Annotated in this window: 14 protein-coding genes; 10 read left to right on the top strand and 4 right to left on the bottom strand. The window is 71.5% G+C overall.

Translation table 11 applies throughout. The annotated features are described in order from the left end of the window. Positions 1-166: 166 nt before the first annotated feature. The 3 genes from ACWDZ7_RS21520 to ACWDZ7_RS21510 all read left to right on the top strand — a co-directional run bounded on the left by ACWDZ7_RS21520 (position 167) and on the right by ACWDZ7_RS21510 (position 2795). On the top strand, positions 167-1009 hold the full coding sequence (locus ACWDZ7_RS21520; RefSeq protein WP_451798933.1) for a glycerophosphodiester phosphodiesterase: 843 nt from the start codon (positions 167-169) through the stop codon (positions 1007-1009). A 53-nt stretch (positions 1010-1062) separates the two neighbouring features. Continuing rightward, positions 1063-1680, top strand: a complete 618-nt coding sequence (locus ACWDZ7_RS21515) for an ATP-binding protein (RefSeq protein ID WP_451798931.1) — start codon at positions 1063-1065, stop codon at positions 1678-1680. A gap of 137 nt (positions 1681-1817) precedes the next feature. Next, a complete protein-coding gene (locus tag ACWDZ7_RS21510) occupies positions 1818-2795 on the top strand; it encodes a DUF5926 family protein (protein WP_451798930.1) in 978 nt (325 codons plus the stop codon). 264 nt (positions 2796-3059) lie between these two features. Here ACWDZ7_RS21510 and ACWDZ7_RS21505 read toward each other — a convergent pair whose 3' ends face one another. Then, positions 3060-3602 (bottom strand): hypothetical protein, encoded by a 543-nt coding sequence (locus ACWDZ7_RS21505; protein WP_451798929.1) that lies wholly within the window; start codon positions 3600-3602, stop codon positions 3060-3062. A gap of 55 nt (positions 3603-3657) precedes the next feature. Continuing rightward, positions 3658-4359, bottom strand: a complete 702-nt coding sequence (locus ACWDZ7_RS21500) for a bifunctional DNA primase/polymerase (protein ID WP_451798928.1) — start codon at positions 4357-4359, stop codon at positions 3658-3660. Positions 4360-4855: 496 nt separating this feature from the next. On the opposite strand from ACWDZ7_RS21500, the gene ACWDZ7_RS21495 reads away from it, so the two are divergent. Beyond that, a complete protein-coding gene (locus ACWDZ7_RS21495; protein ID WP_451798977.1) occupies positions 4856-6406 on the top strand; it encodes a PP2C family protein-serine/threonine phosphatase in 1551 nt (516 codons plus the stop codon). Positions 6407-6506: 100 nt separating this feature from the next. Then, on the top strand, positions 6507-7991 hold the full coding sequence (locus ACWDZ7_RS21490) for an aminopeptidase P family protein (protein ID WP_451798926.1): 1485 nt from the start codon (positions 6507-6509) through the stop codon (positions 7989-7991). A gap of 106 nt (positions 7992-8097) precedes the next feature. Here ACWDZ7_RS21490 and ACWDZ7_RS21485 read toward each other — a convergent pair whose 3' ends face one another. Then, complete coding sequence (locus ACWDZ7_RS21485) at positions 8098-8583, bottom strand: carboxymuconolactone decarboxylase family protein (protein ID WP_451798924.1); 486 nt, start codon at positions 8581-8583, stop codon at positions 8098-8100. 48 nt (positions 8584-8631) lie between these two features. Here ACWDZ7_RS21485 and pdxR point away from each other — a divergent pair, with 48 nt between their 5' ends. Continuing rightward, the gene (gene pdxR, locus ACWDZ7_RS21480; protein WP_451798923.1) at positions 8632-10095 is read left to right on the top strand and encodes a MocR-like pyridoxine biosynthesis transcription factor PdxR; all 1464 of its coding nucleotides are present in this window, start codon (positions 8632-8634) and stop codon (positions 10093-10095) included. A gap of 16 nt (positions 10096-10111) precedes the next feature. Here the strand turns inward: pdxR and ACWDZ7_RS21475 are convergent, their stop codons facing one another. Next, positions 10112-10573 carry an ATP-binding protein gene (locus ACWDZ7_RS21475; protein WP_451798922.1) on the bottom strand — a complete coding sequence of 154 codons (462 nt, stop codon included), beginning with the start codon at positions 10571-10573 and terminating at the stop codon, positions 10112-10114. A gap of 261 nt (positions 10574-10834) precedes the next feature. Between ACWDZ7_RS21475 and ACWDZ7_RS21470 the strand changes: the two genes are divergently transcribed. The 4 genes from ACWDZ7_RS21470 (at position 10835) to ACWDZ7_RS21455 (ending at position 13973) form a co-directional block, all read left to right on the top strand. Beyond that, positions 10835-11728: a hypothetical protein gene (locus tag ACWDZ7_RS21470; protein ID WP_451798921.1), complete on the top strand. Its 894-nt coding sequence runs from the start codon at positions 10835-10837 to the stop codon at positions 11726-11728. Positions 11729-11921: 193 nt separating this feature from the next. Beyond that, on the top strand, positions 11922-12671 hold the full coding sequence (locus ACWDZ7_RS21465; RefSeq protein ID WP_451798919.1) for a YcnI family copper-binding membrane protein: 750 nt from the start codon (positions 11922-11924) through the stop codon (positions 12669-12671). Positions 12672-12762: 91 nt separating this feature from the next. Further along, positions 12763-13476 (top strand): SCO family protein, encoded by a 714-nt coding sequence (locus ACWDZ7_RS21460; RefSeq protein WP_451798918.1) that lies wholly within the window; start codon positions 12763-12765, stop codon positions 13474-13476. A 50-nt stretch (positions 13477-13526) separates the two neighbouring features. Next, positions 13527-13973, top strand: a complete 447-nt coding sequence (locus ACWDZ7_RS21455; RefSeq protein WP_451798976.1) for a copper chaperone PCu(A)C — start codon at positions 13527-13529, stop codon at positions 13971-13973. Positions 13974-13980 lie beyond the last annotated feature (7 nt).

Below are 13980 nucleotides of genomic sequence, written 5' to 3'. Positions count from 1 at the left end.
TGGCTGGCGTTCTCGGTCACGGCCTGGCTGTGCCAACTGTGCATGTGTCTGCGGTCAGCTTTTCCCATGGGCCGTCAGGGCACCATAAGCCGAGCCTGTGTGTCCGGCCCCCGGGACGCGACCCTCCGGCGAGCCGACGGGTACCCCGTGATGGCACCATGACGCGGTGACCCTCGCACGACAGCACCAGATCCAGGTCGTCGCCCACCGCGGAGCCTCCGAGGACGCCCCCGAGCACACGCTGGCCGCGTACAAGAAGGCGGTCGAGGACGGGGCCGACGCCCTTGAATGCGATGTGCGGCTCACCGCGGACGGCCACCTCGTCTGCGTCCACGACCGCCGCGTCAACCGCACATCGAACGGCCGCGGGGCCGTCTCGGCCCTCGAACTGGCCGACCTGGCCGCCCTCGACTTCGGCTCCTGGAAGCGGCACCACGACGAGGCCGAGGAGGGCGAGGGCCCTGACTGGGAGGGCTCCGCAGGCGCGGACACCTCCGTACTGACCCTGGAACGGCTCCTTGAGCTCGTGGCCGAAAGCAATGCCTCGGGGCGCCAGGTGCGGCTGGCGATCGAGACCAAGCACCCCACACGCTGGGCGGGCCAGGTGGAAGAGCGCCTGCTGATGCTCCTCAAGCGCTTCGACCTGGACGCGCCGCCCTCCGAGGGGCTCTCGCCCGTGCGCGTCATGAGCTTCTCGGCGCGTTCGCTGCTGCGCGTACGGGCCGCGTCCCCGACGCTGCCGACCGTCTATCTGATGCAGTTCGTCTCGCCCCGCCACCGGGACGGGCGCCTTCCCGCAGGCGTACGCATCGCGGGTCCCGCGCTGCGGATCGTGCGCAACCACCCCGGCTACGTGGCCAAACTGAAGCGCGCGGGCCATCAGGTGCACGTCTGGACGGTGAACGAGCCCGAGGACGTCGAGCTCTGTGCCGAGCTAGGTGTCGACGCGATCATCACCAACCGCCCCAAGCAGGTTCTGACCCAACTGGACCGGCTGGGGCTCCGATAACTCCTGTTACAGGGAGTGCACCGGCGCGTTCGGTGCGTATTCGATCGTTACGAGTGCGTCACCGGAGGGCGATTGGCCGGTTTCCGGTCCAGTCCATTGGGGCATCCACACCGTGGCGTGGGACAAAGGAGGTCTCGGGGGTGGCGTTGGTGGTGGCACGGGAGGTGCCCACGTCGTCGAGCATGGCCGTACCCCATGGCCCTGCGGGCGTGGGGGAAGCAAGACACCGGATGCGTGATCAACTACGTATCGGCGGAGTGTCCGAGTCGGTCATCGACGATGCCGTACTGATCCTGTCGGAGCTGCTCAGCAATGCTTGCCGGCACGGCAGGCCGCTGGGACGCGGGATGGTCGGCGACGGTGACGTGCGAGCGGCATGGCACGTCGACAAGACGGGCCGACTGACGGTCGAGGTGACGGACGGCGGCGGCCCGACCCGCCCGGTTCCGGCCACGCCCTCGGTCACGGCGCACGGCGGCCGGGGGCTCAACATCATCTCGTCGCTCGCCGACACATGGGGCGTACGCGACGACGTGCACGGCGAGGTCACGGTCTGGGTCGTCGTCCAAGCGGGGCACCGGCACGAGGATTTCGCTACGCGCGTCGCCGCCCCGTCGGCGGCCGCGCTCACCGACCTCGCCTTCGCGGACCCCTTTGACGACCTGGACTGAGACGCAGCCGGGCTCCGGATACACACCGGCACCCCGCTCCGGGCACACCGAGCGAATCCCGGCGGGCCCCGCACCAACGGCTAGGCTCCCGCCCGTACGCAAGTGAGCATGAGAGCCGCAGCCGGGAGACACCCAAGATGGCCAAGAAGCGCCCCCAGACCAAGGGCAAGCAGCAGCAGCCGCTCAAGGGCGGAGCCAGTGAGAGCTATCCGGCCGTCGGTGCCCGCGAACCCTGCCCCTGCGGTTCGGGCCGCCGCTACAAGGCCTGTCACGGCCGGGCCGCCGCGCACGCGGTGGCCGAGCTGGTGCAGCGCCCCTTCGAGGGCCTGCCGGGCGAGTGCGACTGGGTCGCGCTGCGCGAGCTGGTGCCCGCCGCCACCGTCGAGCTGACGCTCAAGGACGGCCTCCCCGAGGGCGTCCCCTCGGTCACCCTGGCCACCGTGCTGCCGATGGCGTGGCCCGCGCTGCGCCGCGACGACGGCGCGGTCCTGCTCGGGCTGCAGAACGACACCTCGTCCGGCGACATCAGCCGCGACCTGGCCGACACGTTGCTGCGCGCCCTGGAGGCCGAGCCGGGCACGCCGGTGCAGGGCCGCCGCGCTCCCGCGGACGGGCCGCGCCTGCAGGATCTGCTCGCCGCCGAGGCGCCGTTCGAGCCGGTGGTGCACGCCGGGTTCGAGTTCTGGGTGCCGGACTCGGAGAACGCGACGCCGGAGGTCACCGCTTCCCTGGAGCGGGCGAACGACGCCGCCATCCCGACCGTGAAGCTCACCGGTGTGGACGCCGCGTACTGGTGCGAGACGCCGGAGAAGAACCACCTGCGCTGGGTCATGCCGCACCCCGAGGAGCAGCTCCTCGACGCGCTGGCCCGGCTGCACGCGGCCGGCACGTCGAGCCTCGGCGAGGGCACCCGGCTCGTGGGCTCCTTCCGTGCGCACGGTGTCATCGTGCCGGTGTGGGACCTGCCGAGCGGCGTCGGCGCCGACGACATCGAGAAGCCGGCCGCCGAGTTCGCCGGGCGGCTCGCTGTGGCGCTCGCCTCGGACGCCCCGCTGACCGCGGACGAGCGCCGGGCGCGCGGTGGTCTCACCAACCGCCAGGTCACGCTCAGCTGACGCGTGGAGCCGGAGCGAGCCGACGTGGTCGGGTCACGCTCGGCCGACGCGGTCGGGTCACACGGGGCTGACCCACCAGTCAGTCGGTGACGAGTGCGTGACTCCTGTCACAACTCCCCGTCGTCGCAGGTAAATCCCTGTCCGGATAACTGAGATCGAATTTGCCAGGAGCCGATCTCTTGTTACCGTTCAGATAGCCCGGTTGCTGGTGCATCCCCCGTCGCCAGCAACCGGGCCCTTCCATGTCCGGGTTCGGTTCAGTGCTCAACTGCCTTGAGGCGACGTGGAGTTGCTTCCGGAGCGCAGCAGAAGCGCTCCCGACTCGCCCGCCGCGTACTCCGCCACCGCCGAGTACGCCGCCGCCTCGCCCAGCGACCGCTCGCGCGGCGTCTCGCAAGCTCCCGGCTCGTCCTCCGCACCCACCTCGCAGTGCGTCTGTACGGTGCGCGCGTCCGGTCCCATGACGGTCAGTACGGCGGTCAGGTCGTCGCCGGTGGCGTTGCGGTAGTAGGTGCGGGCCCAGGTGTCGCGGCCCTGTGTGAGGACACAGGTCTGGGCCTTGAGGCCGTCCGGGGTGGAGACTTCGGGCCCGCATCGGGCGGCGGTGCTCGCACCGAGGCCGTCGGGCAGCGAAGGTTCCGGTTTCTTCGCCGCTGGGTCGGGGGTGGTCTTCGAAGGGGCGGTCGAGGGGCCGGGCAGGGGCGAGTTCGCGTCACCGTCGCCGACCGGCCCGGCGGACGCGCCCGCGAGCGGCAGGAGAACCATGACGGCCACGACGCCCAGGAGCGCGATCAGGCGGGGTTGCATGGGCCGAACATAACGACAGTTGGCGCGCGGCCCGTCCGCCGCGCGCCCATTTCCCCTACAACTCGGGTGCGCTCACACCCGTACGAGTGAGGGCGTCGACGACCGCGTCCACGACCGCCTCGACATCGGGCACCCAGGGGGCGGCCGAGCCGGGCAGCGGGGCGCGCTCCCAGCGGACCGGCCCCCGACCCGTGTCGTGGTCCGTCCCCTGGCCCGTCCCGGAGGGGGGCAGCGCGATATAGCCGCCCTCTCCGTGGAAGCGCAGTGAGCCGGGGACGTAGTCCTTGGCGTAGAGCAGCTCGCCCAACTGGGCCATGGAGTACGGCGCGACGAGCAGATGGAGGCGGCTCCCGGTGGTGACCACCGGGCCGAGCCTGATGCCCGCCTCGTCGAGCGCGGCCAGCGCGCGCACGCCCGCGTCGACGGGGAGGCTGACGGCGCACGGGGCGCGGCCTCCGGTGGCGAGCACGATGGGGGCGCCCGGGCGGTTGGTCCACCACCAGCGCACCATGCGTTCGTCGGTGGTCGCGGCGAGCAGCCCGGGGTCGAGGGGGTGCGCGCCGGGCACCACGCAGTCGGGGTCGGGGCAGGAGCATCGGCTGCCGTCGCGCCGGTCGAGGCCGATTCCCGGCAGTACGGGCCACCGCCATGCGGTCGCGAAGGTCAGGGCCGCGCCGATCTGTCCGGTACTCCGGCCGGGCTTTCTTCCCATTCGCCAGGACAGGAGCCTGCGTCGCCTTCCGAGGATCTCGCGCATGAGCGCTCGTTCCTTTCCGTTGCACGCCGACGTTTGACGCCGGGGAGACTGCGGGCCGCATCACACCATGTGTGGATCACTACACCCATGTGTGGATCACTACACCCATGTGTGGATCACTTCGCTGTACGTACGAGCTGGCACATCCGACCCCAGCCTGCGGCATGGGGAACCACTCTGAACCGAGCGTTGACGTGGCGTGGGGTGGCGGCGCCTGGCGTTTGCCGTCCCGCGATATTGCTTGCCGCCTCCCCCACGGGAGGATGGGGCACGGTCGTCGTGAGTTAAGACGCCCGGGTCCTCCGCGAGGTTCCGGACGGGTCCCAACTGCCCCTGGTCATCACTGAGTACGTACCCAGCACGACCGCTGCAACGCTCTACCGAACAACGTCAGTCGATCGCAATAAGCCCTAACCCGGCGCGGTTTTCGGCCAAGTTTTCAAGATCGATAACGTTGCTCGGAAAGCCCATGGACACCAGGAATCCCGGCTGGACAATGCTGGACATCCCCTCACCAGGGCGTGTACATCTGGAGACATTGCTAGCGGCGCAGAATGACATGGGGGTTTGCGATGCTATTGAGCATTACGCACCGGCCGGAAAGCCGTCAGCCATGAACGCCCCGCATCTTCCGAAAGTGGCCGGAATCGATTCCACTGTTCCGCCACCGGCCCACACTGTCGCGCCCACCGCGCCTGCCACGCCCAGCACGCCCGCACCGGCGGGTTCCCCCGTCCCCGGCACACCCGGCACCGGCACCCCCGGCGCCATGATCCAGGACCGCCTCGCGGGCTGGGTCTCCGACCTCACCACGCTGCACGAACTCACCGAGCGGCTGGCCCGCACCCAGACCCTCGACGAGGCCCTGCGCGAGCTTCTGCGGGCCGGTGCCGCCCTCGTCGGCGCCCGGCGCGGCCTCGCCGTCCTGGAGCCCGCCGACGGACTCGGCCCCGACAGCACGACCGGCCTGGGGCTCACCCGCGCCGAGCTGGGGCACATCGAGACGGTGCCGCGCGGCGCGACGTCGCACGGCCAGATCCTGGACGCGCCGACGGCCTGCCTCCCGGGCGCCGGTAGCGAGATCGTCCGCCCCGACCTGCTCGCCGACGACGGCCTCGACCCGCGCCACCGCGAGGTCGCCGCCCGCATCGGCTACGCCGCGAGCTACGCCCTGCCCCTGGCCACCGAGGCGGCGGGCCGGATCGGCGCCGCGGTCTGGCTGTACGACGAGCCCGCCGAGCCGGCCGAGCGCAGACGCCACCTCGCCGGGCTCTACGCGGGCTACGCCACCGAGCACCTGGCGCGGCTGCTCGAACTGGACCGCGCCCGCACCACCACCGCGACCCTGCGCGAGGAGCTCATGCCCTCGCGGCTGCCGCGGGTCACCGGGGTGCAGCTCGCCGCACGGCACCGCACCGGGCCGCGCGGCGGCGGCGACTGGCACGACGCGCTGCCGCTGCCGGACGCGGCGCTCGGGCTCGCGGTCGGGTCGGTCACCGGGTCGGGGCCCAGCGCCGTGGCGGCGATGGGGCGGCTGCGGGCCTCCTTGCGGGCGTACGCCGTGATGGAGGGCGAGGACCCCGTCGCCGTACTCTCCGATCTGGAGCTGCTGCTGCGGCTCACCGAACCCGCGCGGTCCGCCACGGCCCTCTTCGCCTACTGCGAGCCCGCCCTGCGCAAGGTCGTGCTCGCCGGTGCGGGACACAGCCCGCCTCTGATCATCGGGGAGCGGCGCACGGAGTACGTGGAGACCTCCCTGTCCGCGCCGCTCGGGATGCTCGCCTGCTGGGAGGCGCCAAGCGTGGAGATCTCCCCGGAGCCCGGAGAAACGGTGCTTCTTTATACGGACGGCCTGCTGCACCGCACCGGGGACGCGATGGACCGGGCGTTCGCGCGCCTGCACGCGGCGGCGGCGAGCGTGCCCAAGGCCATCAAGGACGATCCAGGGGCGATCGCCGATCACGTACTGCGGACCGTGCTTCCGGACGGGCTCGACACGGTGGACAGCGAGGAAGACGTGGTGCTGCTGGCCGCCCGCTTCGAGTGAGGCGACGGGCACACGCGGTAAGTGGTCTTACGGCCCTGTGCCCCCTTCCGTACGCCCGTACGATGGAGGGTGGCCCAGTGTCGTACATAGGAGGCAGACCGTGTCGGACGCTCTCAACCCGGCGGAACCCATTGCTGCTACCGCAGCGGGCCCGGAAGAGACCGAAGAAGAGCCGATCGAGCAGCGCAAGAACGGCCTGTACCCGGGCGTTTCCGATGAGCTCGCCGAGAGCATGAAGTCCGGCTGGGCCGACACCGAGCTGCACGACCTGCAGCCGATCGCGCAGGCCGGGAACACCGCGGCCCGCCGTGCCGCCCTCTCCGCGCGCTTCCCGGGCGAGCGCCTGGTGATCCCCGCGGGCAACCTCAAGACCCGTTCGAACGACACCGAGTACGCGTTCCGTGCCTCCGTGGAGTACGCGTATCTCACGGGCAACCAGACCGAGGACGGCGTCCTCGTCCTGGAGCCGACCGCTGACGGGCACCAGGCCACCATCTACCTCCTGCCGCGCTCCAACCGCGAGAACGGCGAGTTCTGGCTCGACGGCCAGGGCGAGCTCTGGGTCGGCCGCCGCCACTCCCTCGTCGAGGCCGAGCAGCTGTACGGCATCCCCGCCTCCGACGTGCGCGAGCTGCGCGAGGCGCTGCGCGAGGCCACCGGGCCCGTCCGTGTCGTGCGTGGCTACGACGCCGGCGTCGAGGCCGCGCTGACCGACAAGGTCACCGCCGAGCGCGACGAGGAGCTGCGCGTCTTCCTCTCCGAGGCCCGCCTGGTCAAGGACGAGTTCGAGATCGGCGAGCTCCAGAAGGCCTGCGACTCGACCGCGCGCGGCTTCGAGGACGTCGTGAAGGTCCTCGACAAGGCCGAGGCGACGAGCGAGCGCTACATCGAGGGCACGTTCTTCCTGCGCGCCCGCGTCGACGGCAACGACATCGGCTACGGCTCCATCTGCGCCGCGGGCCCGCACGCCACCACCCTGCACTGGGTGCGCAACGACGGCGCCGTGCGCTCCGGAGAGCTGCTCCTGCTCGACGCGGGCGTGGAGACGCACACGTACTACACCGCGGACGTCACCCGCACGCTGCCGATCAACGGCCGCTTCAACGAGTTGCAGAAGAAGATCTACGACGCGGTGTACGAGGCCCAGGAGGCCGGCATCGCGGCCGTGAAGCCGGGCGCCAAGTACCGCGACTTCCACGACGCCGCGCAGCGCGTGCTCGCCGAGAAGCTGGTGGAGTGGGGCCTCGTCGACGGCCCCGTCGAGCGCGTCCTCGAACTGGGTCTCCAGCGCCGCTGGACGCTGCACGGCACCGGTCACATGCTCGGCATGGACGTCCACGACTGCGCCGCGGCGCGCCGCGAGTCGTACGTGGACGGCACGCTGGAGCCGGGCATGTGCCTGACCGTCGAGCCGGGCCTGTACTTCCAGGCGGACGACCTGACCGTGCCGGAGGAGTACCGCGGCATCGGCGTCCGGATCGAGGACGACATCCTCGTGACGGAGGACGGCAACAGGAACCTCTCGGACTCGCTGCCGCGGCGTTCGGACGAGGTCGAGGCGTGGATGGCGGGGCTCAAGGGCTGAGCTTCCGGTTCCGGTTTCGCTGTCGGTTTCGGATGCGCTTTTGGTGAGTGGCCGGGCGCCGCGGGTTTCCGCGGGGTCCGGCCATCGGCGGTCAGTGGGCCACTCGTCAGTGGGCCACTCGCTCGTCCTCGCCCGCGATCTTGCTGGTGCTCAGGGCGATGCGGTTCCAGGTGTTGATGGTGAAGATCAGGGCCAGGACGTGGGCCAGCTCCGCCTCGTCGAAGTGCTCGGCGGCACGGGCGTAGACGTCGTCGGGGACGCCGCCCTGGGAGACCAGCGTGACCGCCTCGGTCAGGGCGAGGGCCGCCTGCTCCTTCTCCGTGAAGAAGTTCCTTGCCTCGCGCCATACGCCGATCATGTGCAGCCGCGCCTCGTCCTCGCCGGCCTTGCGTGCGTCGGAGGTGTGCATGTGGAGGCAGTAGGCGCAGCCGTTGAGGAGCGAGGCGCGGATCTGGACCAGTTCGACCAGGGCCGGGTCGAGGCCGTCGCGGGCGGCGGCGTCGAAGCCGATGAGGGCCTTGAAGGCCTTGGGCGCGGCCTTGGCGAAGTTGAGGCGCGGGGTCTGGGCGGGGTGCTCCGTGATGTCCGTCATGGCAGCGAATCTAGGTGTGGGAAACGACCTCCGTTAAGGTGCATTCCCATGCCTGAGTCATGGGTCAATTCGGCGGAGCGCATCGGCAGTGACCTGTACCTGGAGCTGTCCGGTCCGGGCAGCCGCCGTGCCGTCCTCATCCGTGCCCTGCGGGACGCCGTGCGCGAGGGCCGGCTCGCTCCGGGCACGCGGCTGCCGCCCTACCGCTCACTCGCCGCCGACCTCGGCCTCGCCCGCAACACGGTCGCCGACGCCTACGCCGAGCTGGTCGCCGAGGGGTGGCTGACGGCCCGGCAGGGCTCGGGGACGCGAGTAGCCGAGCGGGCGGCGCCGCCCAAGCGCCCACGCACGCCGAAGCCCGCTCCCGCGCGGCCCGCCGCCCCCGCGTACAACCTCCGCCAGGGCCAGCCGGACCCCGGCTCCTTCCCCCGCACGGCGTGGCTCACGGCCGCCCGGCGCGCCGTCAACGCCGCGCCGGGTGACGCCTTCGGGCCCGGGGACCCGCGCGGCCGCGTCGAGCTGCGGCGGGCGCTCGGCGACTATCTGACGCGCGCCCGCGGGGTGCGCGTCGACCCCGAGCGGATCATCGTGTGCTCCGGCTTCGCGCACGCGCTGCGGCTGCTGTTCGCGGGCTCCCACGGAGCGGGCGGCGCGGTGCTGCGCGGCCCCTTCGCCGTGGAGTCGTACGGGCTCGGCTTCCATCGCCAGATCCTGGAGGGCGCGGGCGTACGGACGGTCCCGCTGGGGCTGGACGAACAGGGCGCCCGAGTGGAGGAGTTGACCGACGGGCCACGCGCGCGTGGCGTGCTGCTCACACCCGCGCACCAGTTCCCGACGGGCGGTCCGCTGCACCCCGCCCGGCGCGCCGCCGTCATCGACTGGGCCCGCACCAGCGGCGGCCTGATCCTGGAGGACGACTACGACGGGGAGTTCCGATACGACCGCGAGCCCGTCGGCGCCCTCCAGGGCCTCGATCCCGAACGGGTCGTCTACCTCGGCTCGGTCAGCAAGAGCCTGTCCCCCGCGGTGCGTCTGGGCTGGATGGTGCTGCCGGAGCAGCTCGTCGACGGCGTGCTCGCGGCCAAGGGGGAGCGGGAGGCGTGGGCGAGCGTCCTCGACCAGCTCACGCTCGCCGACTTCATCGCCTCCGGGCAGTACGACCGCCACATCCGCCGGATGCGCCAGCGCTACCGGCGCCGCCGCGACCGGCTCGTCGCCGCCCTCGCCGAACACGCCCCGCACATCACGGCCACCGGCATCGCGGCCGGGCTGCACGCGGTCCTGCGGCTGCCGCCGGGGACGGAGGCCTCCGTGACCAAGGCGGCGGCCTGGCAGGGCGTGGCGCTGGACGGCCTCGCGGAGTTCCGCCATCCGCGGGCCACGATGCGGGGCGTGGACGGCCTCGTCGTCGGGTACTCCACGCCTGCCGAGCATGCGTACGGGGTGGCGGTGGAGGCGCTGGTACGGGCGTTGCCGCCGGGTGATACGGGGCCTGGGCTGGACGGCGCCTAGCAGTGGCCTGAGCGTGTCATGCCGTCACAAGCGGCGAGCCCTCCCGCCACTTGAGCATCTTGTCGAAGCTGATCACCGCTCCGCCTCTGCCCGGCTTGTTGCCCAGGTGGACGTGGTCGGCGAGTTCTCTGATGAGGCACAGGCCCCGGCCGTTCTCGTCCGTCTCCGCGGCGGGCGGCCGCGGCGTCGGACAGCCGCGTGACGCCCCTGGGAAGCCCGGTCCCGAGTCGGCCACCTCGATGCGGCACTTCTCGCCGTCCAGATAGGCCGTCACCCGGTACGCCCCGGCCGAGCCGCCGGGGGCGGTCGCGCCGCCGTGCTCGACGGCGTTGGCACAGGCTTCGCTGAGGGCGACCGACAGGTCGTAGGAGACGTCGGGGTCCACGCCCGCCGTCTCCATCGTGCCGATCAGCAGGCGGCGGGCGAGCGGAACGCTCGCAGCTTCGCGCCGCAAATGGAGAGACCACCAGATGCTCATGCTCCAGCCTCCTGGCCGCGGCTCGACATACCGATACGTATTGCCGCAAGGGCGCATGGATAAGCGCTCGGTGGACGTGATGCCGCCCATACGGCGGACGCGCGTACCGCGGTGGCTCGTGTAGGACGACGGGGGCGGGCACGACATCCTTCACGCCTTCCTCGCCCCCTTGAGGGGACACAGCCGTGCCCATCGGCTGGAACGGGACCTTCCGGACCTGCCGTGTGCGTTGGGTAAGCGCAGTGCGATGATGGCCCCGCCATGTCTGCCCCCCACCCGCGCCAGCCGCGTGACGGAGTCGATCTCCGGCTGCTCAGGGCCGCGATGTTCGCCGCGGTCTGCGTCGTGCTGTCCGCCGGGGGCCATGTGCTCGCTTCCTGCGTCGCCGTCCCGCTGTGGACGCTCGGCGCGGGCTTCCTCGCCGTCCTCGCGGTCGCGCTGCCGCTCGCCGGGCGGGCGCGGTCGCTGCCCGGCATCGCGGCGCTCCTCGCGGTGGGCCAGCTCGGGCTGCACGCCCTGTTCGGCCTCGGCCAGCACGGTACGGCGGCCGCCGTCGCTCCGGTGAACGGCGACGCCTCCCTGGTGGAGCGGGCCGCACGCCTGGTCTGCGGGGCGGGCGCCGCGACGATCACTCCCGCGCAGGCCCACCGGATACTCACGACGGCCGGGCTCGGACCGGGCGGGGGCGCGGATCACTCGGCCGCGCACCACCACGGTCAGTCCGCCGCGGTGTCGGCGGACTCCGCACTGGACTCCATGGGCTCTATGGCCTCGTCAGGCTCCATGGGCTCGACGGACTCCATGGGCTCCATGGCGCTCCTGCCGTCCCTGCCCATGCTCGTCGCCCACCTCCTCGCGGCCGTCGCCGCGGGATGGCTGCTGCGCCGCGGCGACCTCGCGCTGCTCCGGCTCGTCCGGCTCGCACAGGGGGCGCACGGGGTCGCCGGAGGGGCGCTCGTACGTTCCTTGCGCTCGGCCCTCACTCTCGTACGCGCCCTGCGGGCCGGTCTCCCGGGAGCGCCCGAGACGACGGGGCCGCCGGCTCCGCGCACCGCGCTGCTCGTGCCGCCGAAGCCGCGCACCATCGCCCTGAAGGACGCGGTGATCCGGCGCGGCCCACCGGCCGGCGCCCGCGACGTCGAACTCGCTGCCTGACGCGACGCACTCCACCCAGCAGTACGGATACGTACTCCACTGAGCGGTACGGAGGGGTCGCGCGGCACGCACGCGCGCGTGCCCGCCAACTCGGCCGCGCGCATCCCCCTCGTACGTACTGAGCACCGCACAGCATCGCGCGGCACCGCGCATGCGCACCGCTCATCACCGCCAAAAGTGGAGTGTTTCCCTCATGAACATGTCCCGTATCGCCGCCGTCGGCACCATCGGCACCGTCGCCGCCTCCGCCGTCCTCGTGCTCTCCGCGCCCGCCTTCGCGCACGTCAGCGTCTCGCCGGAGGGCGAGGCCGCCAAGGGCGGGTACGCGACGGTCAACTTCAAGGTGCCGAACGAGATGGACGACGCAGCGACCAACAAGGTCGAGGTCTCCTTCCCCGGCGACCACCCGCTCGCCTCGGTGATGACGCAGCCCGTCCCCGGCTGGACCGCCAAGGTCACCAAGGACAAGCTCGACAAGCCGCTCGAGATCCACGGCAAGAAGATCGACGAGGCCGTCACCAAGGTCACCTGGACCGCCGACGGCAAGGGCATCCAGCCCGGCACCTTCCAGAAGTTCCCGGTCTCCATGGGCCAGCTGCCCGAGGACGCCGACGAACTCGTCTTCAAGGCGATCCAGACGTACGACAACAAGGAAGTCGTCCGCTGGATCGAGCCGCAGCAGAAGGGCCAGGAGGAGCCGGAGCACCCCGCGCCCACGCTCCAGCTGACCGCCGCGTCCGACGACCACCACGGTGGCGGCGCGTCCGACGACACCAAGTCGGACGACAAGGCCGAGAGCGCCTCCTCGGACTCCTCCGACAGCAGCGACAGCAGCGACAGCAGCGACACCACCGCCCGCGTCCTCGGCGTCGTCGGCATCGTCGTGGGTGCCGCGGGCGTCGCGTTCGGTGTCGTCGCCTCGCGGCGCCGCGCCACCAGCTGAGCCGTCGGCCCAGCCATCCTTCGGGGTGCTCCGGCGCGGCGAACGCCTGCCCCGGTGCACCCCGGCCCCCTCACATCTGGGACATTTTCGTATGCGCACGAAGAGCACCAAGAGCTCGAAGAGCACCGACTCCAAGAGCACCGACTCGAAGAGCACCAAGAAGAAGCTCGCCGCCGCCGCCCTGCTGGCCGCGGCCGCACTCACGCTGACCGCCTGCGGCGGTGGGGACGACGCCAAGACGCCGGTCGCCGACGTCTCCACCGAGGCCGACCCGGGCAAGGTGGCGACGGTCCTGGACAAGGAGTTCGAGAAGCCGGACCTCGTCCTGACCGACACCCGCGGCAAGAAGTACGACCTGCGCGAGGAGACCAAGGGCGAGCCGACGCTGCTCTACTTCGGCTACACGCACTGCCCCGACGTCTGCCCGCTGACGATGAACAACATCGCGGTCGCCAAGAAGGCGCTGCCCAAGGCCGACCAGGACAAGCTGAAGGTCGTCTTCGTCACCACCGACCCGAAGCGCGACACCCCCGCCGAGCTGGGCAAGTGGCTCAAGGGAGTGGACACCGACTTCGTCGGCCTGACCGGCGACTTCGCGACCATCCAGGCCGGCGCCCGCCAGGTCGGCATCAGCATCGAGCCGCCCAAGAAGGACAAGAACGGCAAGATCGTCTCGATGCACGGTACGAAGGTCATCACCTTCTCGCCGAAGACCGACGGCGGATACGTCCTGTACGGCGAGGACGCCACCGCCGCCGACTACACCAGGGACCTTCCCAAGCTCATCAAGGGAGAGACCCCGTGACCCCCCGCACCACCGCCCGCCGCCGTTCTCTCGTCGGCGGGGCCATAGCGATGGCCGCGGCGCTCACCCTGGCGGGCTGCGACGACGGCTCGGGGTCCGATGCCGAGGACTCCGCGAAGAAGCCCGAACTCAAGGTCGCCGGGGCCTACATCCCGGAACCGACCATGGACGACATGGCGGCCGGCTTCTTCACGCTCACGAACAAGGGCGGCGCCGACAAGCTCACCTCCGCCACCAGCGACATCGCGGGCGCCGTCACGCTGCACAGCACCAAGGGCGGTGTGATGAAGGAGCAGAAGTCCTTCGACGTGCCCGCGGGCGGCGAGCTGGGACTCGCCAGCGGCGGCAACCACCTGATGCTCGAAAAGCTCAAGCGCAAGCCGAAGCGGGGCGAGAAGGTCGCCCTGACGCTGCGCTTCCAGAAGTCGGACCCGATCACGATCGAGGTGCCGGTCAAGGAAGCGACGTACAGCCCCAAGCAGCACTCGTCGCACTGAGGGACGG

Source organism: Streptomyces sp. NPDC003032 (assembly GCF_053591415.1).
This window is presented reverse-complemented; position numbering and strand designations above follow the sequence as displayed.